The sequence below is a fragment of the Pseudomonas sp. LBUM1649 genome (assembly GCF_059716155.1).
In genome coordinates this window covers 2,870,402-2,892,779 of record NZ_CP166807.1, presented here as the reverse complement: position 1 = coordinate 2,892,779, position 22,378 = coordinate 2,870,402, and the positions used below count along the sequence as shown (strand labels likewise).

General features: G+C 56.5%; 22 protein-coding genes, 5 pseudogenes and 1 riboswitch. Of the genes and pseudogenes, 16 read left to right on the top strand and 11 right to left on the bottom strand.

Annotated elements, in window-relative coordinates:
• Positions 1-26 precede the first annotated feature (26 nt).
• Positions 27-731: a FadR/GntR family transcriptional regulator gene (locus tag ACA058_RS13575; protein ID WP_497639535.1), complete on the bottom strand. Its 705-nt coding sequence runs from the start codon at positions 729-731 to the stop codon at positions 27-29.
• 265 nt (positions 732-996) lie between these two features.
• Here ACA058_RS13575 and ACA058_RS13570 point away from each other — a divergent pair, with 265 nt between their 5' ends.
• Positions 997-1,818, top strand: a complete 822-nt coding sequence (locus tag ACA058_RS13570) for a DeoR/GlpR family DNA-binding transcription regulator (RefSeq protein ID WP_497639534.1) — start codon at positions 997-999, stop codon at positions 1,816-1,818.
• A gap of 261 nt (positions 1,819-2,079) precedes the next feature.
• Here the strand turns inward: ACA058_RS13570 and ACA058_RS13565 are convergent, their stop codons facing one another.
• The 3 genes and pseudogenes from ACA058_RS13565 to ACA058_RS13555 form a co-directional block, all read right to left on the bottom strand.
• A complete protein-coding gene (locus ACA058_RS13565; RefSeq protein ID WP_497639533.1) occupies positions 2,080-2,493 on the bottom strand; it encodes an arsenate reductase ArsC in 414 nt (137 codons plus the stop codon).
• 125 nt (positions 2,494-2,618) lie between these two features.
• Positions 2,619-3,392, bottom strand: coding sequence for a ParA family protein (locus ACA058_RS13560; protein ID WP_497639532.1), 774 nt, complete (start codon positions 3,390-3,392; stop codon positions 2,619-2,621).
• A 217-nt stretch (positions 3,393-3,609) separates the two neighbouring features.
• Positions 3,610-3,723, bottom strand: a pseudogene (locus ACA058_RS13555) (hypothetical protein); the annotation flags it as partial.
• A gap of 455 nt (positions 3,724-4,178) precedes the next feature.
• Between ACA058_RS13555 and ACA058_RS13550 the strand changes: the two are divergent.
• From ACA058_RS13550 to ACA058_RS13535, 4 genes are all read left to right on the top strand, one after another.
• Positions 4,179-4,376, top strand: a complete 198-nt coding sequence (locus ACA058_RS13550; RefSeq protein WP_497639531.1) for a hypothetical protein — start codon at positions 4,179-4,181, stop codon at positions 4,374-4,376.
• Positions 4,377-4,723: 347 nt separating this feature from the next.
• Positions 4,724-5,158 (top strand): hypothetical protein, encoded by a 435-nt coding sequence (locus ACA058_RS13545; RefSeq protein ID WP_497639530.1) that lies wholly within the window; start codon positions 4,724-4,726, stop codon positions 5,156-5,158.
• The gene (locus ACA058_RS13540; RefSeq protein WP_497639529.1) at positions 5,155-6,636 is read left to right on the top strand and encodes an ATPase domain-containing protein; all 1,482 of its coding nucleotides are present in this window, start codon (positions 5,155-5,157) and stop codon (positions 6,634-6,636) included. Before ACA058_RS13545 ends, ACA058_RS13540 begins: the two co-directional genes overlap by 4 nt.
• A 9-nt stretch (positions 6,637-6,645) precedes the next feature.
• Positions 6,646-7,668, top strand: a complete 1,023-nt coding sequence (locus tag ACA058_RS13535) for a sensor histidine kinase (protein WP_497639528.1) — start codon at positions 6,646-6,648, stop codon at positions 7,666-7,668.
• A gap of 58 nt (positions 7,669-7,726) precedes the next feature.
• Here the strand turns inward: ACA058_RS13535 and ACA058_RS13530 are convergent, their stop codons facing one another.
• On the bottom strand, positions 7,727-8,923 hold the full coding sequence (locus ACA058_RS13530) for a patatin-like phospholipase family protein (protein WP_497639527.1): 1,197 nt from the start codon (positions 8,921-8,923) through the stop codon (positions 7,727-7,729).
• 284 nt (positions 8,924-9,207) lie between these two features.
• Between ACA058_RS13530 and ACA058_RS13525 the strand changes: the two genes are divergently transcribed.
• From ACA058_RS13525 to ACA058_RS13500, 6 genes are all read left to right on the top strand, one after another.
• Positions 9,208-10,380, top strand: a complete 1,173-nt coding sequence (locus tag ACA058_RS13525) for an acetyltransferase domain-containing protein (RefSeq protein ID WP_497639526.1) — start codon at positions 9,208-9,210, stop codon at positions 10,378-10,380.
• Positions 10,381-10,439: 59 nt separating this feature from the next.
• Positions 10,440-10,634, top strand: a riboswitch (cobalamin riboswitch).
• A 148-nt stretch (positions 10,635-10,782) separates the two neighbouring features.
• On the top strand, positions 10,783-11,796 hold the full coding sequence (locus tag ACA058_RS13520) for an ABC transporter substrate-binding protein (RefSeq protein WP_497639525.1): 1,014 nt from the start codon (positions 10,783-10,785) through the stop codon (positions 11,794-11,796).
• Positions 11,793-12,809, top strand: coding sequence for a FecCD family ABC transporter permease (locus ACA058_RS13515; protein WP_497639524.1), 1,017 nt, complete (start codon positions 11,793-11,795; stop codon positions 12,807-12,809). The genes ACA058_RS13520 and ACA058_RS13515 overlap by 4 nt, the downstream gene beginning before the upstream one ends.
• Complete coding sequence (locus tag ACA058_RS13510; RefSeq protein WP_497639523.1) at positions 12,806-13,597, top strand: ABC transporter ATP-binding protein; 792 nt, start codon at positions 12,806-12,808, stop codon at positions 13,595-13,597. Before ACA058_RS13515 ends, ACA058_RS13510 begins: the two co-directional genes overlap by 4 nt.
• Before the next feature lie 22 nt (positions 13,598-13,619).
• On the top strand, positions 13,620-14,954 hold the full coding sequence (locus ACA058_RS13505; protein WP_497639522.1) for an OprD family porin: 1,335 nt from the start codon (positions 13,620-13,622) through the stop codon (positions 14,952-14,954).
• Between the two features lie 140 nt (positions 14,955-15,094).
• Positions 15,095-15,460 carry an avidin-fold protein gene (locus ACA058_RS13500; RefSeq protein ID WP_497639521.1) on the top strand — a complete coding sequence of 122 codons (366 nt, stop codon included), beginning with the start codon at positions 15,095-15,097 and terminating at the stop codon, positions 15,458-15,460.
• Positions 15,461-15,488: 28 nt separating this feature from the next.
• Here ACA058_RS13500 and ACA058_RS13495 read toward each other — a convergent pair whose 3' ends face one another.
• Positions 15,489-15,947: a winged helix-turn-helix transcriptional regulator gene (locus ACA058_RS13495; RefSeq protein WP_497639520.1), complete on the bottom strand. Its 459-nt coding sequence runs from the start codon at positions 15,945-15,947 to the stop codon at positions 15,489-15,491.
• Between the two features lie 99 nt (positions 15,948-16,046).
• On the opposite strand from ACA058_RS13495, the gene ACA058_RS13490 reads away from it, so the two are divergent.
• On the top strand, positions 16,047-17,393 hold the full coding sequence (locus tag ACA058_RS13490; protein ID WP_497639926.1) for an MFS transporter: 1,347 nt from the start codon (positions 16,047-16,049) through the stop codon (positions 17,391-17,393).
• Between the two features lie 224 nt (positions 17,394-17,617).
• Positions 17,618-17,908, top strand: coding sequence for a hypothetical protein (locus tag ACA058_RS13485; protein ID WP_497639519.1), 291 nt, complete (start codon positions 17,618-17,620; stop codon positions 17,906-17,908).
• Between the two features lie 186 nt (positions 17,909-18,094).
• On the opposite strand, the pseudogene ACA058_RS13480 reads toward ACA058_RS13485, so the two are convergent.
• Both ACA058_RS13480 and ACA058_RS13475 read right to left on the bottom strand, forming a co-directional pair.
• Positions 18,095-18,184 (bottom strand): annotated as a pseudogene (locus tag ACA058_RS13480) (SAM-dependent methyltransferase); the annotation flags it as partial.
• Between the two features lie 142 nt (positions 18,185-18,326).
• The gene (locus tag ACA058_RS13475; protein ID WP_497639518.1) at positions 18,327-18,713 is read right to left on the bottom strand and encodes a stress protein; all 387 of its coding nucleotides are present in this window, start codon (positions 18,711-18,713) and stop codon (positions 18,327-18,329) included.
• Positions 18,714-18,974: 261 nt separating this feature from the next.
• On the opposite strand from ACA058_RS13475, the gene ACA058_RS13470 reads away from it, so the two are divergent.
• The 3 genes and pseudogenes from ACA058_RS13470 to ACA058_RS13460 all read left to right on the top strand — a co-directional run bounded on the left by ACA058_RS13470 (position 18,975) and on the right by ACA058_RS13460 (position 21,431).
• Positions 18,975-19,532, top strand: coding sequence for an ATP-dependent Clp protease proteolytic subunit (locus tag ACA058_RS13470; RefSeq protein WP_339552187.1), 558 nt, complete (start codon positions 18,975-18,977; stop codon positions 19,530-19,532).
• A gap of 112 nt (positions 19,533-19,644) precedes the next feature.
• Positions 19,645-20,972, top strand: a pseudogene (locus ACA058_RS13465) (SDR family oxidoreductase).
• Between the two features lie 180 nt (positions 20,973-21,152).
• Positions 21,153-21,431: a DUF1652 domain-containing protein gene (locus ACA058_RS13460; RefSeq protein WP_497639517.1), complete on the top strand. Its 279-nt coding sequence runs from the start codon at positions 21,153-21,155 to the stop codon at positions 21,429-21,431.
• 24 nt (positions 21,432-21,455) lie between these two features.
• Here the strand turns inward: ACA058_RS13460 and ACA058_RS13455 are convergent, their stop codons facing one another.
• The 3 genes and pseudogenes from ACA058_RS13455 to ACA058_RS13445 form a co-directional block, all read right to left on the bottom strand.
• Positions 21,456-21,836 (bottom strand): nuclear transport factor 2 family protein, encoded by a 381-nt coding sequence (locus ACA058_RS13455; protein WP_497639516.1) that lies wholly within the window; start codon positions 21,834-21,836, stop codon positions 21,456-21,458.
• A gap of 70 nt (positions 21,837-21,906) precedes the next feature.
• Positions 21,907-22,089: pseudogene (locus tag ACA058_RS13450) on the bottom strand (alkene reductase); the annotation flags it as partial.
• Positions 22,082-22,378, bottom strand: a pseudogene (locus tag ACA058_RS13445) (TetR/AcrR family transcriptional regulator); the annotation flags it as partial. The pseudogenes ACA058_RS13450 and ACA058_RS13445, both read right to left, overlap by 8 nt.

Genomic DNA, 22,378 nt, shown 5'->3' with positions numbered 1-22,378 from the left:
TGGGTACTCCTGAGAAAAGCAGCGGCTTATTCAACGCCGGCAAGGCGTAAACGGTGGGCCGCATTGTAGATATGTGCACGGGCGGCATGCCCGGCGGCGAGCGGATCGCTCAGCCGGATGGCTGCGACGATCGCTTGGTGTTCTTCGTGTACCTGATGCGAGAAGTCCGCCCTGCCCGCCTCGTTGGTGCGGGTGATGCGGGTCGCGGCTTCCAGGTATTGACTGAAGAACTCCAGAGTCTTGAGGAAGTAAGGATTGCCCGTGGCCTGAGCAATGGCGCGATGAAAGGTCACATCGGCATGAACACCGTCCTGCCCTTCATTTACACCCTCATCGATGCGTGCCAGCGCTTCGTCGATCAGCACCAGATCGGCCTCGCTACGTTTGAGCGCCGCCTCGGAGGCGATTTCTGCCTCGATGGCACGTCGCAGCGCCAACAGGTGAAACACACTGCCGGGTAGATTGGCTTCGGCGTAATCGATACGTAGCGGGCGGATATTGGCGTTGGCCGTGACGAAGATGCCGCGCCCTTGTTGGGGCTGCAGCACGCCTTCGTTCTTCAGGCGGGAAATGGCTTCGCGGACCACGGTGCGACTGACACCAAAGGCTTCGGAGAGCATGGCTTCACTGGGCAGTTTTTCGCCGGGTGCCAACACACCGGTTTCAATCTTGTCCAGCAACTGCTGAGCGACGCTGTCACTCAGCACGTGAGTCGGGACCTTATCGAACATCGTAGCCATCCTGTTTTTGTCTTGTTATCAGGTTGTCATACAGGTTGGACAGATAATCCCCCAATGAGCTGATTATGTGAAGCATTTTTTTATAATAACATTTTATAACACTCCCTTCGCACCTTCTCCTTGGGAAAGCCAACAAGGAAACTCGCGCCTTGCCTCATGAGAACAGTGATTTGCAACAGCTCGTCCCTTCACCGTAGATTCGCTACTATGTTTGCTCCGCTTTCCTTTCATGCGTTTTTTTTACCCTGGAGCCCGAATGCCAAATCAAAAGGACATCGCAGCCGAACGCGGCGCACCGATGATTCCTGAGCAGCGCCGTGAGTTGATGCTGCGCCAGTTGCGCAAGCATCAGGTGTTGAGCGTTCATCAACTGATAGACATGTTCGACTGCTCGCACATGACCATACGTCGCGATATCGCACTGCTTGAACAGGAAGGCCGTGCTTACTCGGTAACCGGTGGCGTGCGAATCGCCAGCCAGCTCCACAGCGAACCCAGCCATCAGTTCAAGGCGGTGGTGGAGTTACCGCAGAAGCAGGCGATGGCCAAGATGGCTGCGCGGCTACTGCATGCGGATATGACGATTTATCTGGATGCGGGGACGAGCACGCTGGAGATCGTCCCGTACATCAAGGCGCTGACGGGCGTGACCGTGGTGACCAACGACTTCGGGATTGTGCAGGCGTTGATCGATGCGCCCCATGTAACAGTGATTCACACCGGCGGGCAGTTGGATCACTCCAATCAATCATGCGTGGGCGGGCTGGCAGTTGCCACCTTGCGTCAAGTCATCACTGATATCGCGTTCATATCGACCAGTTCCTGGGATTTGCGTCGTGGCCTCACCACGCCTTCGGCGCTGAAAGTGGAGGTCAAACAAGCCGCGATGCAATCGGCCTCGCAAGCGGTGCTGGTCGCCAGCAGCTCGAAGTACGGTACATTCAGTATGTACAAGATCGCTGGGCTGGAGCAGTTCGACATCATCCTCAGCGACGACGCGCTGACCCCTGCCGCGACCGATAGCATCCGCAAGCAGGGTGTCGAGCTGTTGCTTCCTTCTGACAGTACCCCGGCTTGAACAGCAGACCTGGATTCAGCAGAGCCCCTAGCCCCCTTCTCTGCTGCGCTTAGCACGCCCTCCAGTCCCGTAATACCGCAAGCCGGCTGACCTGTTGCCACGCGACCGGCATTCGCACTCTACCCAGGCGAATGATGAGTATGTCGGCATCCATGAATTGCTTGGAGCAACCAAAGCATAAGACAGGCCGATTGATCGGCAACCGTATGGAGGGTCTACTCGCGACAGGCAACTATCAGCTCGTTATCACGCAATCCAAGCTCACTGCCTTGTCTTCACTGTGACGAACATTTTGATGCGGTCGTGAATTTCTTGGAGTGCATGGCGCAAAGGCTCATGTTTCTCACTGGTTGTCGGGTCTTCAAAACTCCACACGATCACCTCACCGGAGAACGGCATCCGTGAAGCTTCTTCGGAAGACTTATCACACAGCGTGATCACGTAATGAGACTCCTGCCCTTCAAACTCATTGATCGATTTGCTACGCAAGCCGTTGGTCTCTATGCCTATGTGTTCGAGAGACTCCAGGGTTCGAGGATCAACATCGCCGGGTTCAAGGCCCGCCCTGAAAGCTTTGAAGTTTGATGAGTCAGTGTGGCGAAGCAGCGCTTCGGCCAGCAAGGAACGGACATCGTTTTTGGCGCAGACAAACAGGACCTGCATTTTGTCAGCCATTCCTTTCTCCCCACTCGAAAAGTGATCTGAGAAAACCACATTGCTCAGTTAAGCAGCGTTTTTGATCGCCCGAACTCAAGTCGATGGAATGCACTATTTGCAAATCTTTCAGCGCCCGTGCCGATTCAGTTCGCTTCCTCCAGCACGTGCAAGAGGTCAACAAACTGGCCTGTCAGCTTGTGATGCTTGTCGAGGTGAATCAAAGGTTGGCATCGCTCATGGGATTCACGCATTTTGACTGAACTGCCGAGATACACCGGAAGAATCGGCAACCCTTCCCTGATGAGTTCCTCAACCAGATTGCGATGGAAGCCGGTGGTGCTCACATAGTGATTGATGACAATCCCTTCAACGATCAATGACTCATTATGATCAGCCTGAAGTTCAGCCACCTGTGCCAGCACTTGGTACAACGCCTGGCGAGCGAACGTATCGCAATCGAATGGAATCAATACGGCATCCGCAGCGATAAGTGCGCTGAACGCATAGAAGTTCATCGCTGGCGGCGTATCGATGTAAATGCGGTCGTAATCTTGGGAAATATCGTCCAGCAGCCGGCGCAGCTTGTTTATCTTGAACTTCGCTTCCAGTTTGGGTTGCAGGTCTGCAAGCTCGCCGCAGGCAGTGATCAGGTGAAGATTGTCGTAGGGGGTCTCGACAATCTGAGCGCGGCATTTTTTGGCTGCCGGCCCCGAAGACAGCGTTTGCTTGAAAAAATCTGCAATGCCCACCGAGATGTCATCCCCGGTCAGACCGGTGAGGTAGTAGGTAGAGTTGGCCTGTGCATCCAGGTCGACAACGAGCGTTCGGTAGCCTTCCATTGCGCTTGCAGCAGCCAGGTTGCAAACAATACTCGACTTGCCTACCCCACCTTTTTGATTGAAAACAACACGACGCATCAACACCATTCCTGCGGCAAAAGATTCCAGTCTATCGATTTCCTGCGAATCCACAGGGGCTACTTGATGAATTTTTTATTGCAGTGCCCGTGCGCATTGGTTGAAACGAACAGTAGCTCTGCTCCGCTGTGCGAACCCACTCGCAAGCGAGGACGATGATGTCTTTTGTCGACGATTTTGTGGCTCAGATCATCTCCCTGGAAGTCTCCCTCTATCACTCGACGACAACGTCGACCACTCGGACTGAATTTTCTTCGGTTACGTAATCGTCCAGACACTCCGGCAGCAAGGTGACTTGCGTCCGAGCCTCACCTTCAATAAATCGCTTCATGATCGCCCCCGCTACGATCTCGACGATCAGAAAATTAGACAATTGCGGGAGTTTTCACACAGCCTGGGTCGATTACAGCCCTTCGCGAGAGGCAACAATCGGCCAAAAGCTGCCGCTCATGACGATCTACTAGTGGTCGCTCTCTGTCGGACATCTCCTGTGCGTACGTTGGTCAATCGGATGCAAACGGTGGTCATCACGAATGCAAATGCCTGCTCAGTAGCAATGCAATTTGGTGGTCATGTGCGAGGCAATACGCACTTAAGCGACGCTATGCATAATCCCCGATCAAAGGTCATGGATTGTCATGAAATGAAAAAGCGCTGTCGCCAAATGAAAGGTTGGCAGTTCCCCCATCTATAAACTCGTTTCACAGTCTGCGAAGCCCCCCTATTCAACTTGCACGGTCGGCGCGATGTGGGCCGTATGGTCGTCAGTCTGAGGAGAACAAAAAAATGCGTGTAGAACATCTAGCTGCCAGTCTTGACGCCGTGTTGATAGGCATGCGCCTCGTTAATGCCACGCATGACGTCCCCTTCAATGAAATCAAGGGGCTGCTGCCGCATAAAGCTCTGTTCACGCCCGATCAGGACACTTTCCATCCAGATTACATGGCCTTCACCCTACGTTTCGGCGCACTGGAAGACGGGTGAGTAGTCAAAACGCTCTGTGGAATCGACCTTGGTTTCATAGGCACTTTAAAGCCATAGAGGCATGGCCTGGCAGTAAGCGGGACACCTGGATTTTTTGGTGCATCCACAGACTGCGATTGGCCGTCTGCTGTCTGTCCCGATAGGCAAAGCGACCCTAAGCTGCCCTTCGTGGAAGGACAGCAGTCGGCCAAAAGCGGTCAATGGGCTACCCACCGAGCTCTCGTATTTCAAACTTATCGGCTAAACCCATAGTCAAAGTGATCAGGGGACATGCAATGCCGAAAAAGCGCTGCCCCCCCCTTCGGTCCGTGTAAACTCAAGAGACACACATGGGAAATCATTGAGCCATGCCTACGGAAAGCGAAGAGGGCCGCCGGATCGTTGCGTCCCTGGCGCTCCGGGTTGATCACATCGCTGACGATTACCAGGTCGCCGAGGCGATCATTGCGATGTTTCAAGATACAAACGCTGCTCTCGTTCCGATCATCGGCCCGAAAGGCGTCGCTGCACTCTATCGCCGCAGTCTTCACATTTGCACCGCTGTGCATCCAAGTCTGGCCACCACTTACATGGGCCTGGCAGACCCTCTGGACCTGACAGACCTCAAATCCCTACTCATCCAGCAAAATCGAACCGACGTCATATTCTTTGGCGAGGAATGTTTAAAAACGCTTTACCAGTTGCTGGCCACGCTGATCGGCCCATCGCTCTCTACACGCCTGCTACTGGATGTGTGGGACAACAACTTGAGCGCCCCACCTGCGCAGGAAACTTCGCCATGAGTACCAAAGTGACAATCAACCGTTTGGCTACCGGCGTACCTGGGCTGGACGAGGTGCTGGGCGGAGGTTTGCCGGAGTTTTCCTTCAACCTCATTGCCGGCCCGCCTGGCTGCGGTAAAACCACCCTGGCGCATCAAATGATGTTCGCCCTGGCGACACCGGAACGTCCGGCACTGTTTTTTACCGTGCTGGGTGAACCCCCCCTGAAGATGCTGCGTTACCAACAGCAATTCGACTTTTTCGACAGCGAAGCTATCAACACGTCGGTTCGTTACATCAACTTGGCGGACGATACCCTGGCGGGTAATCTGGACGAAGTACTGCGCCGCATCGTCATCGAGGTAGAAAACCACACACCGGCCCTGGTGTTTGTCGACTCGTTCCGCTCTGTCGTGCTCGCCAGCCAGACCGAGGTCAACCCAAACAACAATCTGCCGCAGTTCGTTCAGCAACTGGGTATGTTGATGACCACCTGGCAAGCGACCACATTTTTGATTGGCGAATACTTCACCGAGACCGATACCAATCCCATTTTCACGGTGGCCGATGGCTTGATCTGGCTGCGCCAGAGCGTGCAGCGCAATTCCATGGTGCGCAAGATGGAAATCATGAAGATGCGCGGCCAGCCTACCCTGCCGGGGCTGCACACCTTCCGCATTACCGGCTCGGGGATCAAGGTCTTTGCGCCGGTCGGCGCGAGTGCCGCCGAAGTTCTGAAGCCACTTACTAACGAGCAACCCGCTCGATTAAAAGTAGGCGTGCCGGGTCTTGATGAAATGCTCGGAGGTGGCCTGCCCAAAGGGTACTCGCTATTGGTTGCCGGTCCTTCCGGGTCAGGGAAAAGCTTACTGGCGTCGACATTCCTCGCCGAAGGTGCTCGCAACGGTGAAACCGGGGTCGTCGCGGTTTTCGAGCAACGTCCTAATCACCTGCGCGATGCTGAACTCAGCGCATTGATTCAAAATGGACAGGTCGGACTGGTGGAGAGCCACGCGGCAGATCTGTCCATCGATGAAATTGTCCAACTGTTGCTCACCGAGATCCGCCGCCTGGGAGCCACCCGGGTAGTCATTGATTCACTCTCAGGCTTCGAACTGGCGGTGGCACCGACATTCCGCGACGATTTCCGCGAATCCTTGTCGCGCCTGATCACAGCATTGACCGGTGTCGGTGTCACGGTGCTGATGACCTCCGAACTCGAAGACCGCTATACCGATCTGCGATTCAGCCCGTATGGTACAGCGTTCCTGACCGATGCCATCGTCGTTCAGCGTTACATCGAAGTTGACAGCCGCTTACTGCGCATCATGGGTGTGGTCAAGGTTCGGGCCAGCGCTCATTCGGATGAACTGCGTTTGTACCATATCGACGATAACGGTTTGCAGGTTGGAGAAATGCTTCACGGCCAGGAAGGTTTGTTGGGTGGGCGGCCCAAAAAAACAGTCCTTACAGGACGTCCAGGAGATGAAAATGATTGAGTTCCCGGTATGAGCGAAACCGATAGCAAGAACGAACGTGAGTTGGCAAATGCCGCCCACGAACTTTTATCGTTGGGTAAAAAAATCGTCAAGGCCCGGACTCTTCTGGTCTCCCTGGAAAAAGAGCTGGTTGAAGTAAACAGTGAATTGAGAGACAGCCTGCAAACGGAGCGGTTGCTTGAGGCTAATCAACAATTAGTATTGTCGGTGCTCGGGGCGTTATCAGAGCCAACAGCGCCTGCGGATGCAGAATTACCCGATTTATACCGGGAAACGCTTGAGGCAAACGAGCAGTTGGTTATCGCCGCCCTCAGCGCTCAAGACATGCAATCCAAGGCCGAGCAGGCCTTGGCACAGCAAAAAGGGGTTCTCGCCAAAGTGGCCCATGAGCTGCGCAATCCGTTGACGCCGATCAGCATGATTGCAGAGCGCATGGTCAGTATGCCCAGCGTCGAGCTGCCTCGAATGCGGACGCTGATTGAAGGCCAGATTCAACTTATGTCACGCATGGTCGAGGACTTGTTAGACGTGTCTCGCGTCAGTAGTGGCAAGCTGCGCCTCAATCGCAGCGATGTCGACATCATCCAGATCATCTCTGATGCCATAGAGGCATGCCGCCCGATGATGCGGGCTAAAAATCTGCATTTCAGTAGACGTTTCCCCCATGAAACACTGCTCATGAATGTCGATTCCGCGCGCTTTACGCAAATTCTGCACAACCTTTTGACCAATGCCACCAAGTACACGCCGAACGAGGGCATCGTCGAGTTATCCGTGACGTTAGTTCCCGACGAATTAACAGTCACTGTTTCCGACAATGGCATCGGCATTAACGCAAAAACACTTCCGTTCATATTTGATCCGTATGTGCAGGACGTAAAGGCTATAGGATTCAACGGTTCTGGTTTGGGGATTGGCCTGACCGTGGTCCGTGAGTTGGTTGAAGCGCACGGAGGGAAGGTAAATGCCAGGAGCGAAGGTGAAAGCAAGGGCAGCGTATTTATTGTGACGTTACCGCGGGCACGTCCTTAACAGCTTTCCAATACCAATTAGAGGAGTACATAACAAGAGATATAGGAGGACCAGGTCTCTATCGCGTACTCTCGTTCGGCGACGACTTATGCCACGGATAGCCCTTCGCGCTGAGTTGAAAGGCGTAGTCGAACAAACGCTTCATGTACTCGCCATCGAATTTGCGATTGCGCGCAAAGTTAAAGTCGGAGCCAATGTACGCAAGATTGAAGTCCGCTCCGTCCTGCTGCGCCATACGGTAGATTCGCTCCAGGTCACTGATCCCCTGAGTTTGAATCAATGCACTGATGGCTCGACCGCCGATGCTCAATGTACGGCGCTTCGTCCCGGACCACTGCGGCTCCAGTGTCCCATTACGAATGACATAGAAATGACGTTCGAGTCGCAAAGGTACTCCGGTGGCTCTGTTCAGCCCCACCAGGGTGCCCGGTGGGTAGAGAAAAACTTGAGTGATGACTCCTCCGTCGACGTGCATTTCATGAAACTGTTTGCCGTCAACGTCCACATCGATCATGACGGGTGAGACTGCACCGGGAATACTCATCGACGCGATCATGATGTTGCGAAAGAGATCGAGCGCTCCCGGTGCTGTACTTTCGGCAATAGCGCCCATGTTCCAGGTGACGGGTCGCCCTGAATCAAGGTCAGTTGTGCCGATCAGCAGAATTCTTCCTTTGGCGTATTCCGCCGCGATCGCCGCAAGAATCTGCGCAGTGACGTATTTCGTAATGAGCCGAGACAGCGGCTTGCTGTCCGCTATACCGTCGCTGGCAAGACGGGTCAGCACGTTTCGCGAATGAAAAATGTCCTTTGGACCGATTGCGTTGGAAACATACCGAATCACACCGTCGTACTCAGGCCCCAGGTAAGCGAAAGGGGCGACCAGGGCACCCGCGCTAATGCCCGTGACGACCTTGAACATGGGTCGGGTTCCATGGCTGGTCCATCCCGCAATCAGTCCCGCTGCGAACGCGCCTGCATCGCCGCCGCCCGAAACCGCCAGCATGCTTGCCGGCGGCAGGATGTTGTTCGGCTTCCCGGCTCTGGCGAGATCCTCGCTCTCACGTTTGTTGGCTTGAACCGCATCCTGAATGAACGGAGTCAGGTCGTAGTCCAACCTGTAGCGAGCATTGGGAATGCCTGGGATGACCGCTTTTTCCGTTAAGTTTGGCGGAACAGCGTCACGGCGTGGCAGGCACGCTTGAAGGAACGTGTCCAGAGGTGAGGCGCCAGGTCTGAGCGGAAATGGTTTCAAAACGCCTCCTCCGGCCCCCGCAGTCGACAGCAAGCGCGCTCATCGTACCCGCGAAGTCCTTACCCAGGGTGCCCGAGATGACAACATGCCAGCCGACCGCGACCCGTCATTCGAACGCCAGGTCGCTCAGTTTGCGCTCCTTTACATGATAAAAAAACTCATTGGGCGAGCAGCCCAGGTTAACTAACTAGCCCACAAACCAACATTATATGTTACGTTATATCAACACATTGGCTGTCGGTTGTTTACCGGCAGAGTGATCCACCCCCTGCCTGCGACTTTCGATGACAAACCTTGTTCAGATCCCGCCCATCACCAGCCTAAGCCAGCGCCTGATGTCCATCGATGCCCTCAGGGGCTTGGTGATCATATTCATGCTGCTGGATCACGTGCGCGAGACGTTTTTTCTGCACCGCCAGGTCGCCGACCCGATGCTCATCGACAGCACTGAGCCGACGTTGTTTTTCAGCCGGACGCTCGCCCATTTATGTGCGCCGGTGTTCGTGCTTCTCACTGGACTGTCCGCTTACCTGTACGGCGAAAAGCACCAGGGCAAGAACGATGTATCGATGTTCCTGTTCAAGCGTGGCCTGTTCCTGGTTGTGCTGGAGTTCACCCTGGTGAATTTCGCCTGGACCTTCCAGTTCCCCCCCACTGTGATTTACCTGCAGGTGATCTGGGCGATTGGTGTCAGCATGATTGCCCTCGCTGCACTGGCCTGGCTACCTCGGCCAATCCTGTGTGTCCTGGGTCTTGTCATCGTCGGCGGGCACAACCTGCTCGATCCCCTGCACTTCCCGGCCGGATCGGCGCTGCACCTGCCTTGGGCCATTTTGCATGATCGCGGCTGGATCGATTTCTCCGACAACTTGCGCCTGCGCAGTTCCTACCCCGTGCTGCCGTGGATCGGCGTCATCGCCCTGGGTTACTGCATCGGCCCCTGGTTCGCACGCTCAACCTCGGCCGCCGTGCGTCAGCGCTATCTGTTGCTGGCTGGGGCCAGCGCATTGATCGGCTTCATCACCCTGCGCCTGGTCAACGGTTATGGCGAGGCACATTGGGTGGTTTATGAAAACACCACACACACCCTCATGAGTTTTTTCAACATCACCAAATACCCACCTTCCCTGCTGTTCCTGTGTCTGACGCTAGGCGTGGGGCTGTTGCTGCTGCTTGGCTTTGAGCGGGCCCGGCAACACAAGTGGATCAGCACCCTGGCGGTATTTGGTGCGGCACCGATGTTCTTCTACTTGCTCCATCTTTATGTGCTGAAAATGCTGTATCTGCTCAGCGTGGCGTTGTTCGGTCTGAATCAGGGCGACTACTTCGGCTTCGACGGCATGTGGGCCGTGTGGCTGACGGCCGTGCTCCTGGCTGCATCGCTGTATCTGCCGGTGCGCTGGTTCGCCGCACTGAAGGCGCGTCGTCGCGATATCGGCTGGCTCAAATACTTCTGATCGGGACTTCTTATCGGGGCTTCTGATCAAGAGATGGGTTCGCCTCGGGCGGCATGATCGACTACCATGCCGCCGCCGGTTCCCAAATGGGATTAATAGGGAATCCGTGATGCTGCCAACGCATCAAACGGAACTGCCCCCGCAACTGTAGGTGCCGAGCCTGCTCCTGAACTGCCACTGGGATCGATTCCCGGGAAGGCTGGAGCACGCCATGACGCATCAGTCAGGAGACCTGCCGGCCAAGCAACAAATCACTAACCGGCGGGGTGTCCGGGAAGGACATCCTTGCGCGCGCGTCACTCAGGTGATCGGGCCTTGCACTGCTTTTTCGGCAGCGCTCGATGATGTGTTTTCCAGACCTTGCACCCTTGCTGCGTGTACGGTTCAAATGGAGATTGCATCATGCTGTTGCCGCGCTTTTTCGCCCTCGTCACAGGCCTGGGTGTTTCTTCCCTCGCCTATGCCTCCCCCACTCATTACCCGCTGACGATTGAGAACTGCGGCAGCACACTGACGTTCGCGCAGGCCCCCGCCCAGGCTGTGACGATCGGCCAGGCCGGCACCGAAATGCTCTTTGCCTTGGGACTCGGTGACAAACTGGTCGGTACTTCGCTGTGGTTCAATGATGTACTGGGTCAGTACAAGGCGCAAAACGACAAGACCGAACGCCTGGCCGATAACGAGCCGAGTTTCGAGTCGGTGATCGGCAAACGCCCGGAACTGGTCGCCGTCGAGCTGGAATGGATGGTCGGCCCGCAAGGCGCAGTCGCTACCCGCGAGCAGTTTCACGAACTGCAGATTCCGACCTATCTCATGCCCTCGGACTGCGAGTCTAAGGACAACCTGGTGGGTGCCGATGGCACCCGCCTGCAGCCGTTTCGTATTGAAAGCATCTACAAAAGCATCACCCAGCTGGCTGAGGTTTTTGATGTCCAGGCGCGTGCACAGCAGCTGAACGCGCAACTGCAGGCCAGCTTGGCCAAGTCCATTGCCTCTGTGCAAGACAAAGACCTTACGCACACCAGCGCGCTGGTCTGGTTTTCCAGTGCCAGTCTGGATATCGATCCCTATGTCGCCGGGCACAAGGGCATTCCCGACTTCATGCTGGGCACCTTGGGCGTGCGCAATGTGGTGCAGTCCGACGAAGAGTGGCCAACCGTTGGCTGGGAAACCATCGCCAAGGCCAACCCGACGTTTCTGGTCATCGCCCGCATGGATCGCCGTCGTTTCCCGGCCGATGACTATCAAAAAAAGCTGGAATTCCTGCGTAGCGATCCCGTGACCCGCAACATGGACGCCGTGAAAAACAACCGCATCATTATCCTCGACGCCATGGCCATGCAGGCCAGCGTGAGAATGTTCGACGGTCTCGAATCGCTGGCAACGGCCATCAACAGCTACGACCTGCCAAAATGACCGCGACGCTGATTCGCACTCTGCTGGCACTGGTGATACTGCTTCTGGCCGTGATTGCCGGTGTGGCCATCGGTGAAACCCGCATCGAGCCCAGTGTGGTGTTCCAGGTGCTGGCCAACAAACTGTGGACGGCCGGTTACGCCCTCGATCCCATCGACGAGGGCATCGTCTGGAACTACCGCCTGACTCGCGCGCTGGTGGCGGCGGCTTGCGGGGCGGGCCTGGCGACCTGCGGGGTGATCCTGCAATCGCTGCTGCGTAACCCGTTGGCCGATCCTTACCTGCTCGGCATTTCCGCGGGGGCCTCGACGGGGGCGGTGCTGGTGGCGTTGCTGGGCTTGGGTGCCGGGGCGATTTCGATGTCGGTCGGGGCGTTTTCCGGTGCCGTCGCTGCCTTCGCCGTCGTTGTGTTGCTGGGCCGTGCCAGTGGTTCGCCTGGCAGTACCGGGCAGATCATCCTGGCGGGGATTGCCGGCTCGCAACTGTTCAATGCGCTCACGGCGTTCTTGATCACCAAGTCGGCCAGTTCCGAACAGGCTCGCGGCATCATGTTCTGGTTGCTGGGCAATCTCAGTGGCGTGCGCTGGCCCTCCGTGTGGCTGGCCGTACCGATTGCGATAGCCGGTCTCGCGGTTTGCCTGTGGCACCGGCGTGCGCTGGATGCCTTCACCTTTGGCGCCGACTCCGCGGCCTCGCTCGGCATTGCGGTACGTCCTGTGCAATTTCTGTTGATCAGTTGTGCCGCCTTGGTGACGGCGGTGATGGTGTCGATTGTCGGCTCCATCGGTTTTGTTGGACTGGTCATACCCCACGCCGCAAGGCTGTTGCTGGGCACTCGGCATACGCGCCTGCTGCCGGCCAGCGCGCTGGGCGGTGCGGTGTTTCTGATTGCCGCCGATGTTCTGTCCCGGACGCTGATCAAGGGCCAGGTGATTCCGGTTGGCGTGATCACTGCATTGGTCGGCGCGCCAGTGTTCGCGCTGATCCTGGTCGGTCGGAGGAATGCCCGATGAATGCTGCTGCGCCTGTTATCGACGAACCCGTATTGAGTTGTTCCGGCATCGGATTCTCTATCCGCGATGTTGAATTACTGCACGAGATCCACTTGGACATTCGTCGTGGCGAAACCCTGGGTCTTATCGGGCCCAACGGTTCGGGAAAATCCACGCTGCTCAAACTGCTGGCCGGCGTGCGTCTCCCCAGCCGGGGAGCCATCCATCTCACCGGCCAAAGCCTCAAGGCACTGTCGCGGCGAACCATCGCACAAACCCTGGCGGTGGTTGAACAGCAAGCCGACACACTGGATGCGATCCGTGTGTTCGATGCCGTGGCCCTGGGCCGAACGCCGTGGCTGTCGGCCTTGAGTCCATGGTCGAAGGCGGACGATGACATCGTCCATCAAGCCCTGCACGACGTGGATGCGACGCACCTGAGCAGGCGCACCTGGCGTAGCCTCTCTGGTGGCGAGCGTCAGCGTGTGCATATCGCGCGTTCCCTGGCCCAGCGCCCGCAGATCCTGCTGCTGGACGAACCGACCAATCACCTGGATATCCAGCACCAGCTGGCGATTCTGCACGTGGTTCACGCATTGCCCGTGACCACCGTGATTGCTTTGCACGATCTCAACCAGGCACTCACCTGTGATCGTTTGGCTGTGCTGGAAAAGGGACGCCTGGTGGCCCTTGGCAAGCCGCTCGAGGTGTTGACCCCACAACGCCTTCTGGACACCTTCGGTGTCCACGCGCACTACCTCATTGACCCCTTTGACGGCGCGCACATCCTGCGCTTGCGTTCATCCTGATTCGTTTGTGGACACCCCGAAAATGCCTACCCGATCCGCCATTCTTCTCGCCCTGGCAAGTCCACTCGCACTCGCTGATTCGGCTCAATCGAAAGCCAATGGATTTATCCAGGACAGCGCCTGGAGCGTGCTCAATCGCACTGTCTACGACCATCGCGAGTACCGCAATGGCGCCCGCAACAACGCAGCGCGCAATGCCTACAAACCGCGTGACGAGCGTAATGACTACGCCGAAGAATGGGCCTACGGGCTAATGGGTACGGTGCAATCAGGCTTCACCCAGGGCCTGATCGGGGTAGGTATGGATGCCCATGCCTATCTCGGCACACAACTGGACAGCGGCGGTGGCCGCGCAGGGAAAGCGCGATTGCTTGGGCTCGACAACCAGGGACATCCCAAGGACGCGTTCAGCCGCGGCGGTGCGGCAGTCAAACTCCGCCTGTCATCGACCGTGCTGAGCTATGGCGAGCAGCGCGTGAAAACGCCGGTATTCAGTTCGTCCGATAGCCGCCTGCTCCCGGAGACCGCCACCGGCGTATTTCTCTCCAGCAAAGAGTTCGAGGCACTGAAGCTGGTCGCAGGACATTTCACCGAAAGTACCGATCGAAATGCCAGCAGTCATGACCAGGGCTTTGTGGTCAACTACTCCAACGCCGTTAAAGGCAATGCCTTCGATCTCGCGGGCATGGTCTTTACACCGGAAAAAAACCTGAACGTCAGCATCTATACCTCGCGCTATGAGGACACCTGGAACCAGCATTACCTGGGTGGCACCTTCATCCAGCCGCTGGATGAAAGACGCTCGTTGGCACTCAACCTGAACCTGTATCGCACCACTGATGAGGGCAAGTCGTTATCCGGCAGGATCGACAATACCACCTGGAGCCTGATATCCACTTACACCCAAGGCCCACATGGCTTTAGCCTCGGTTATCAGAAGGTGGATGCAAACACGCCGTTTGATTACGTCACCCGCGGCGCGATCTTTATCAGCAACGCGGTCCAGCTGTCGGACTTCAACGCACCCAATGAACAGTCCTGGCAAGCTCGCTACGATCTGGATGTCACCCCCTGGGGGTTACCGGGCCTGTCCATGAGCGCCGCTTATGTTCGCGGCAGCCAGATCGATGGCAGCCATGTCGACCCGCAAGGCGGCTATGCCTATCTGGGTTATGGCGAAGGCGGCAAACACTGGGAACGTGACCTGGAGGTGCGCTATGTGGTGCAAGGTGGCGCAGCGAAAGGCACCACCCTGTCGGTGCAGCACAATGTGCATCGGGGCAATACTGCCCAGGCAGAACTGGACACGGACCAGATACGCCTGGCGGTCGAGTACCCACTGACAGGAAGGTTCTGAGCCCTTCAGCCCAGGCTTCGGTTTGACGCTAATCCCGTAGGAGCCGGCCGCAGCAAGCCGGCTCCTACAGTTGTTATCGTTTCCACGTTAGGATTATCGAACGCTGGAATGGACCCTCTCGACTAAAGGACGCGACATTTATGGAAATCCCTTTTTCTCAAATCAGCGAGCGTTTGAACAATCGCCGATTTACGGTAGCGGGCAACGCCCACGGGCTATCCGGTGCAGGCACGGTATTTCATTACCATGTCGAGGGAGATGCCGTTTCGGGTACCTACCAAGGCGGCAAGATCCGCATGGGCAATCAAGTCGGCCGCGTAACAGGCCCAGATACCATCGAGCTTCTTTTTCATTGCCTGACTACGGAGGGTGAGATTCTGTCCGGCTGGTCTCGTGGCACGGTAGGTGTTGATCACGCGGGACGTACCACTCTGTCCTTCGTATGGGGTTGGTTGTCGGGCGCGACTGGAGGTGGGGAGTCGAGCTACGTCGAACTTGTCGCGTAGCGATTAATTGTTTTTTTGTGCCCTCGATTCACGACTCACCATCAACCAGTCTCACCCTGTGGCAGTCAGCGGGTCCCAGTTTCTGCCCGCTTGCTGAGCGCACCTCAATCGGCATCAGCGCCTGGGCGGACGCGTTGTCCAACAGCACAGAACGGGTTTCCTGCGGCTTGAACAGAAAACGTTCGCCCCACTGCCTCATACTGACCACAACCGGAAAGATCTCCCGTCCTTTTTCCGTAAGTACGTACTCCTTGTAGGCGCTGCCATCCGACGCCGGTCGCACGTCGAATATCCCGACCTCGACCAGCGTCTTCAGTCGCGATGCCAGAATATTCTTGGCCACGCCCAGGCTCTTTTGAAATTCGCTGAATCGGCGAATGTCGTCAAAAGCGTCGCGGATGATCATGAGCGACCAGCGATCACCGATGGCTTCCAGTGTTCTTGCTACCGGGCATTCGCTGCCTTGCGGTGAAGCGTCGTCGAGCATTTTTTACCCCTGTGGAATGTGGTTGCAATTTGAAACCTGATGCGGCAACAATGGAATCAAGTTTTCAATTGCAACCAGTTTAACGCCATGGAGGTGCGCATGACAGCAGATACCGATTCAGCTACCCAATCGCTGGCCAGGCAGCCTTCGCAAATATCGCTTAAGGGAACCGGAGAAAGCAGCAGGATCGACCGCTCTCCAGGGCTTTCACCGTCGCTCACGTTATTGTTTTCCATGACCTGCGCGCTTGCAGTAGCCAACGTTTACTTCGCGCAACCGTTACTCGATTCCATGGCCCAGAGCTTGGGCGTGGCCTCATCGATGATCGGGGTTGTGGTGACGGCCACCCAGGTGGGTTACGCGCTGGGGTTGCTGTTCATCGTCCCACTGGGGGATCTGGTAAACCGCAAGCGGCTGATTCTGACGCAAGTGCTGCTGTCTGCGGTGGCGCTCGCGGCGATTGGCGCAGCACAGCAATGGCTGGCCCTGTTGGGTGCCATGATCGTGATGGGCTTGCTGGCAGTGGTCGTTCAGGTACTTGTGGCATACGCCGCCGTGCTGGCAACGCCCTCGCAACGCGGGCATGCAGTGGGGACGGTAACCAGTGGGATTGTCCTGGGCATTCTACTGGCGCGGTTTACCTCTGGCCTGACTGCCGACATTGCGGGCTGGCGCGCCGTTTATTTTGTGTCTTCAGGACTGATGCTGACACTCGTGGCAGTGCTGTGGAAAGTAGTGCCTGTACCGACGTCGTCAAGGCAGCAAGACGCCTACCTTGCGCTCATCGGTTCGCTCTTCAAACTGTTCATCACCGAGCCCACGTTACGCGCCAGGGGCGTGCTGGCGCTACTGATCTTTGCCGCTTTTTCCGTGCTGTGGACCTCCATGGTGCTGCCCTTGAGCGCTCCGCCGCTGTCGCTTTCACACACTGCCATTGGCCTGTTTGGCCTGGCCGGCGTCGCCGGCGCCCTGGCTGCCAGAAGAGCCGGTCGTTGGGCCGATCAAGGCCTTGGGCAACGAGTGACCGGCATTTCGCTGGGGCTCCTGACGCTGTCCTGGTTGCCCATCACATTTGCCGAGACGTCCCTGATCGCGCTGGTTTGCGGGGTCGTCCTGCTCGACTTCGCGGTGCAGGCAGTACACGTCAGCAACCAGAGCATCATCTTCGCCGCACGACCCGACGCGCAAAGTCGCATGGTCGGCGCCTACATGTGCTTTTACTCGGTCGGCAGCGCGCTGGGAGCCGCCGCAGCGACCCAGGTTTATGCGCTATGGGGCTGGATGGCCGTCAGCCTGCTGGGCGCCTTGATCAGCGCAACTGCCCTGGTTCTGTGGTTTTTCATGTCGCATCTCTCAACGGCCAATCAAGGACGGCTCTGGCAGCATCAAAGTGGTGGTTTCCTGGGTGAGGATCAGGGGGTGGCTGAGGCGATGGATCAGGCATGAGCGTGATGTTGTGTCTATCAACACCTTACTGACGGGCAGAATCGGTTTTTTGCTGCCCATCGTAAAAGGCCACAACGTGCCAAAAGCGGCCGGTGGTCGTTGCATTTCGCTTGTAGCCAGCGTGTGGCTAAGCTTAATAAATCGGGGTGAACTGAAACCCGGGTGATAGCGGCCATCAGCGGATCTGGATAGGCACCAAGACGGTGCTCCCAAAGGAGACGACTATGTATGCGGTTATAAGAACCTACTTGGGTGCTGGAGCAAAGCAGCTTTTCGAGCGTTTGGAAGAACGCAAAACCGAAGTCGAAGCTGCCCTGCGAACAGTGCCTGGCCTCGTAAGCTACACACTGCTCAATACGGGTGATGGTGGTACGTCGGTGACTGTTTGCACGGACAAGGCCGGCAGCGATGCGAGCTTGAAAGTTGCACGTGAGTGGATTCAGAAAAATGCATCGAATATCCACGCGGACCCGCCGATCGTAACGGAAGGTCCGGTCATTGTGCAGATCAAATAACGCGTCATTGTGATTGATCTCACGACACGGTCGCTGTCGCGGGTTAGTCTTGGCCGTGTTCCAGCAAGCTCGATACCCAAGACGCGATTGAGCCAGCGGTTACCCAGGCACGCTCGGTACATCCAGCCCTACTTCACACGATCCAGCGCCACGATCGTCTTGAACCCAAACCCAGGCCAGGGAAGATCCTGCCAACGCAATACGGCCCTGTCGTGCGTACTCATCAGCTCGTGCGGTATCAAATTTTTCAGCAGCGTTGAAAGAGGATGATTTCAAGGCAATTCTCCATGTCCTGAAATCAACCTACGTCATGCGCAGGAATAATAAAAATTCATTAATTTTATGTGCTGCATTCCTGTGAGGAATGATAGCGAAATCAAGCCCCGAAAGATTCGGGGCTTGATAGGGTCATACGGCATCAGGGTTTGCGACCTCCACCTCCGCTCATCCCATCGTCCTTGCGTCCCGTATCAGATTTATCGCGGTCATCGGCAAGATTGCTGCCGCGTCCGCTTCCTTGCCCACCAGTGGCCGATTGATCAGCCTTGTTGGGTTGTTGTCCACCTGAAGCCTGGCCGCCTTTCTGACCTGGCTTGGACATGTTTTCCTTATCGTCGGCAAATTCGCCTCCGCGATTGGTGCCCTGCCCGCCTCCGGCCATGCGATCGCTATCGCGCGATTGTTGTCCGCCGGAAGCCTGACCTCCTTTTTTACCGGCTTCTTTACCGGCTTCGTTACCGGCTTCAGTAGCCTTGTCCCGATCATTGGAGAAATTGCCGGGATTTTTATTTCCTGTATTGGCCATTTTCTTTCACCTCTACATCGTTGGCACGAGCATAGGCTCGTCTAATTCGGAGGACGCACAAAAGAGAAAGTTTGAACGGAAATATCGGGCTCGCGACGAGTGGATTCGGGCATTTGGTTCCATTGAATTTGCGCGTATTCGATGGACGGCGAATGCCTCATGGAGGGGCAATCTGCGACGGCTTGCAGATCAAATGCTCGATGTTTACTAGACTTGATACGCGTAGGAGTCCTCCATGCATCACACCCAGGTGGTCACCCGATGACTGAACACATCGTGCATTTTCATTGCCAGATCGATCAGGGAACCACTGAGCGCTTCCGGGACTGTTGCCTCGAAGCCATCGATCAAGGCGCTACCTCCCTGCTCCTCAATCTGTCTACGAGCGGGGGTAGCACCAACTTTGGCTTCACCCTCTACACCTTCCTGAAATCACTGCCGGTACCGCTCTGCGCGATCAACGCGGGCAACATCGAATCAATGGGCATCATTATGTTTTTGGCGGCAGGTCGGCGTATCACATCGCCCCACTCACGCTTCCTGATTCACCCGATGAACTGGTACTTCAGCCAAAAATCGGTCGACCATCAGCGCCTTCGTGAATACCTGTCGAGCCTCGACAACGACCTTGCGCGTTACGTACAGATTTTCACAATCGAAACGGCTGACGCCGAGACCAAGCTCGATATTTTTCATTGCCTTTCAGCGGAAGAAAAAGTCATCGCTGCACACGAGTCTTTGGCATATGGCATAGCCCATGAGATGAAGCAAATGATGTTCGCTGATGATGTCAAACATTGGAAAGTCAGCGGTGGATGAACCGAGCGCACTTCAGTTTCCCAATTATGCCGCCGAGCTTTCTGTCATCTCGATGGAACATTGATATCAGCCCGTCCTCTATCGCAACACACGCGAACCCGAGGATGTCCTGATGATCGACTCACTAACCGGTATGAAGCCAGGCGAGCGTTACACCGTCGAGAGCCTCGAACGCACACGACATTTTCCCGGGTTCTTTCTCGACGGAAAGTATTACCTGGGGCCGGAATTAATGACCGCTGTCGGGTGGCTGGAAGGTCAGCATTTTTTTATGACGAACTTGATCCCACGGGCGAACCGGTATTTCCAGATCGGCTCGCTGGCAGCATCGAAGACCTGACGTTGATTCTGGCTGATGGCGCACGCCTGAAACTCAACAAAATCCGATTTAACGCCCCGGTGGATTCACCCTCGCCAACGGTCAGAGAGCGCCCCGATGTGTCCCGTAGTGACCCGGCCAAACTGCTCGACAACAAACTGGTGGTGATCACTGGCGCATCCAGCGGCATTGGCCGAGCGGCTGCACACGCGTTCGCCAGCCAAGGCGCCCGCCTGGTCCTGGGAGCGCGTGACGAAGCCGCCCTCGATGAAGTCGTCGAAGAATGTGCCGCACGGGGCGCCACCGCCCTGGCAGTTCGCACGGATGTGACCAACAGTGAACAGATGCGAGCTCTGGCAGATCAGGCTGCCGCCTTTGGCGACGGGCGCATCGACATCTGGATCAACAACGCAGGTGTCGGCGCGGTAGGCAGCTTTGAGGACACGCCTCTTGAGGCCCATGAACAGGTACTGCAAACGGATCTGCTCGGTTACCTGCGAGGTGCCTATGTCGCGTGGCCGTACTTCAAAAAGCAAAGGCGCGGAACCTTGATCAATACCCTTTCGCTGGGGAGCTGGGTCGCGCAGCCCTATGCCGTGGCGTATTCGGCCAGCAAATATGGATTACGCGGTTTCAGCGAGGCGCTGCGCGGGGAACTGAATGAATATCCAGACATTCATGTGTGCGACATCTACCCAGCTGTCATGGATACCCCTGGATTTCGTGATGCCGGTAATTTCACCGGTCATGCGCTCAAGCCACCGCCACCCCTCTATGATCCGCATCTCGTTGCCCAGGCAATGATTGCCTGTGCTATACGACCAAGGCCCAGCACTACCGTGGGAAGCGCTGCCACACTGGCACGCATCGCGCATTTCCTGACGCCTGGTTTCCCCCGTCTATCCGGGTGGTTGACGCGGCTGGGTCTCGAATACAGTCCAGAGTCGGTGACGTCGTCCGGCAACCTCTTCGAGCCGCCCACCGGGCAACGGCATATCGAGGGTGGCTGGCGCAATACCGAGAACAAGCCTTCCTTGCTGGTAGCGGTATGCGCATCATTGTTGCTGGGTGGATGCCTGTACGCGCTCAATCGTCGTGGACGGCGAGAGCGTTATCGTTAGCGTTCGGCCCATGACCCGAGACCGAAAGGATCTAATGTCCTTAAGGGATCCGGTGTAGGCTAAATGGTGAGCCCCTAGCCAATAATCAGGTCAAGCCCTGTCAAGCGCGCACCTTCGCGGCGCTTGCTCGACACCCTTCAGACAAGAGTCATTTGGTTGACTCCGTCAGGACCAACGGTCATGTTATCGACTTTAGAAATCCGCCATTTGGTGGAGCAGAGTTTCCTTCCGTCACGTTGCGAATGCACCATCGATCCGGGGGCTGCCTTGACCGTTCGTATTTTTCATGAGACGTCGAACCAGGAGATTCTTGTCGTTACCGGAATCTCGCTAGTTCAACTGAGTACCGGACAGTCAATCGCGAGCCTTATCGAAGAGCTAAGGCAAGACCTTGAACTCGTTACATCTGCTCCAAGCTACCCACACAATTACCTGACCTCCAAGCATCAACCTACCTAAAACAAGTCAGAGGCGATCGAGGGATCACGCGCTCGGGTGGGTGTGGTAAATCTTGCTGACGATCGTCCACTTGCCTTCCACCTTCAGCAGGTTGAAGAAATCGGTGAAGCGAAATCCAGAAACGTTGTCGGTATCGACCCGGGCACTGGCGGCAGTGCCCACGATGTCGATGCGCACGATCGCGGCTTTGGCATCTGGGGATGGGCGGAAAGAGTTGTCGATGACGTCGTACAGATTCTGAATCGCGCCGCCGACGAGCTTGTCGCCGTCGACCCCAAACATGGTGGCCTGTTCGTTGAACGCGGGCTTCATCAAAGTGCTGTCAGCCTTGGCACCACCCTCGTTGTACTGGCTAAGCACGTCGACGATCGCGTTGTATTCCTGGACGTAAGTTGGATTGCTCATGATGTACTCCTGGTTGCATGTTTTTGGTGACCCGCTTGGCCAAGCGGACGTGACAAACGAAAACCGACAATTACAGTTGGAATTGGCCGTTGGCCGTTGGCCAATCGGTGTAGCCCTTGGCGCCACCGCCGTAGTAACTCTCACGTGGCGCGATGGTCAGTTCGACACCACGACGCAGGCGCTCTACAAGGTCTGGATTGGCAATGAACAAGCGACCAAACGCTACCGCGTCAATCCGGCCTTGCGCCCGGCGGATCCTGGTTCTGCGAAATGGAACCATCGGCCATGCCCTGCTCAACACAACGCGTGATTCGCTGGATGATCAGCGCGGTGCCTTCTTCCAGCACCGTGCGCATGTCCTCCGACAAGTCGCAGACTTCAGCGCCCAGCTTCACCACCAGGGATATCTCCTCGGGATGATCGAACGCTTGCGTCTTTGCCCAGTAACGCAGATAGCCCAACAGCCGCTCGGCTCCGGTTCCTTCTGCGGCCATCACGATATCGACACGCCCGATGTACTCCTGAAAGTATTCTTCGAGCAG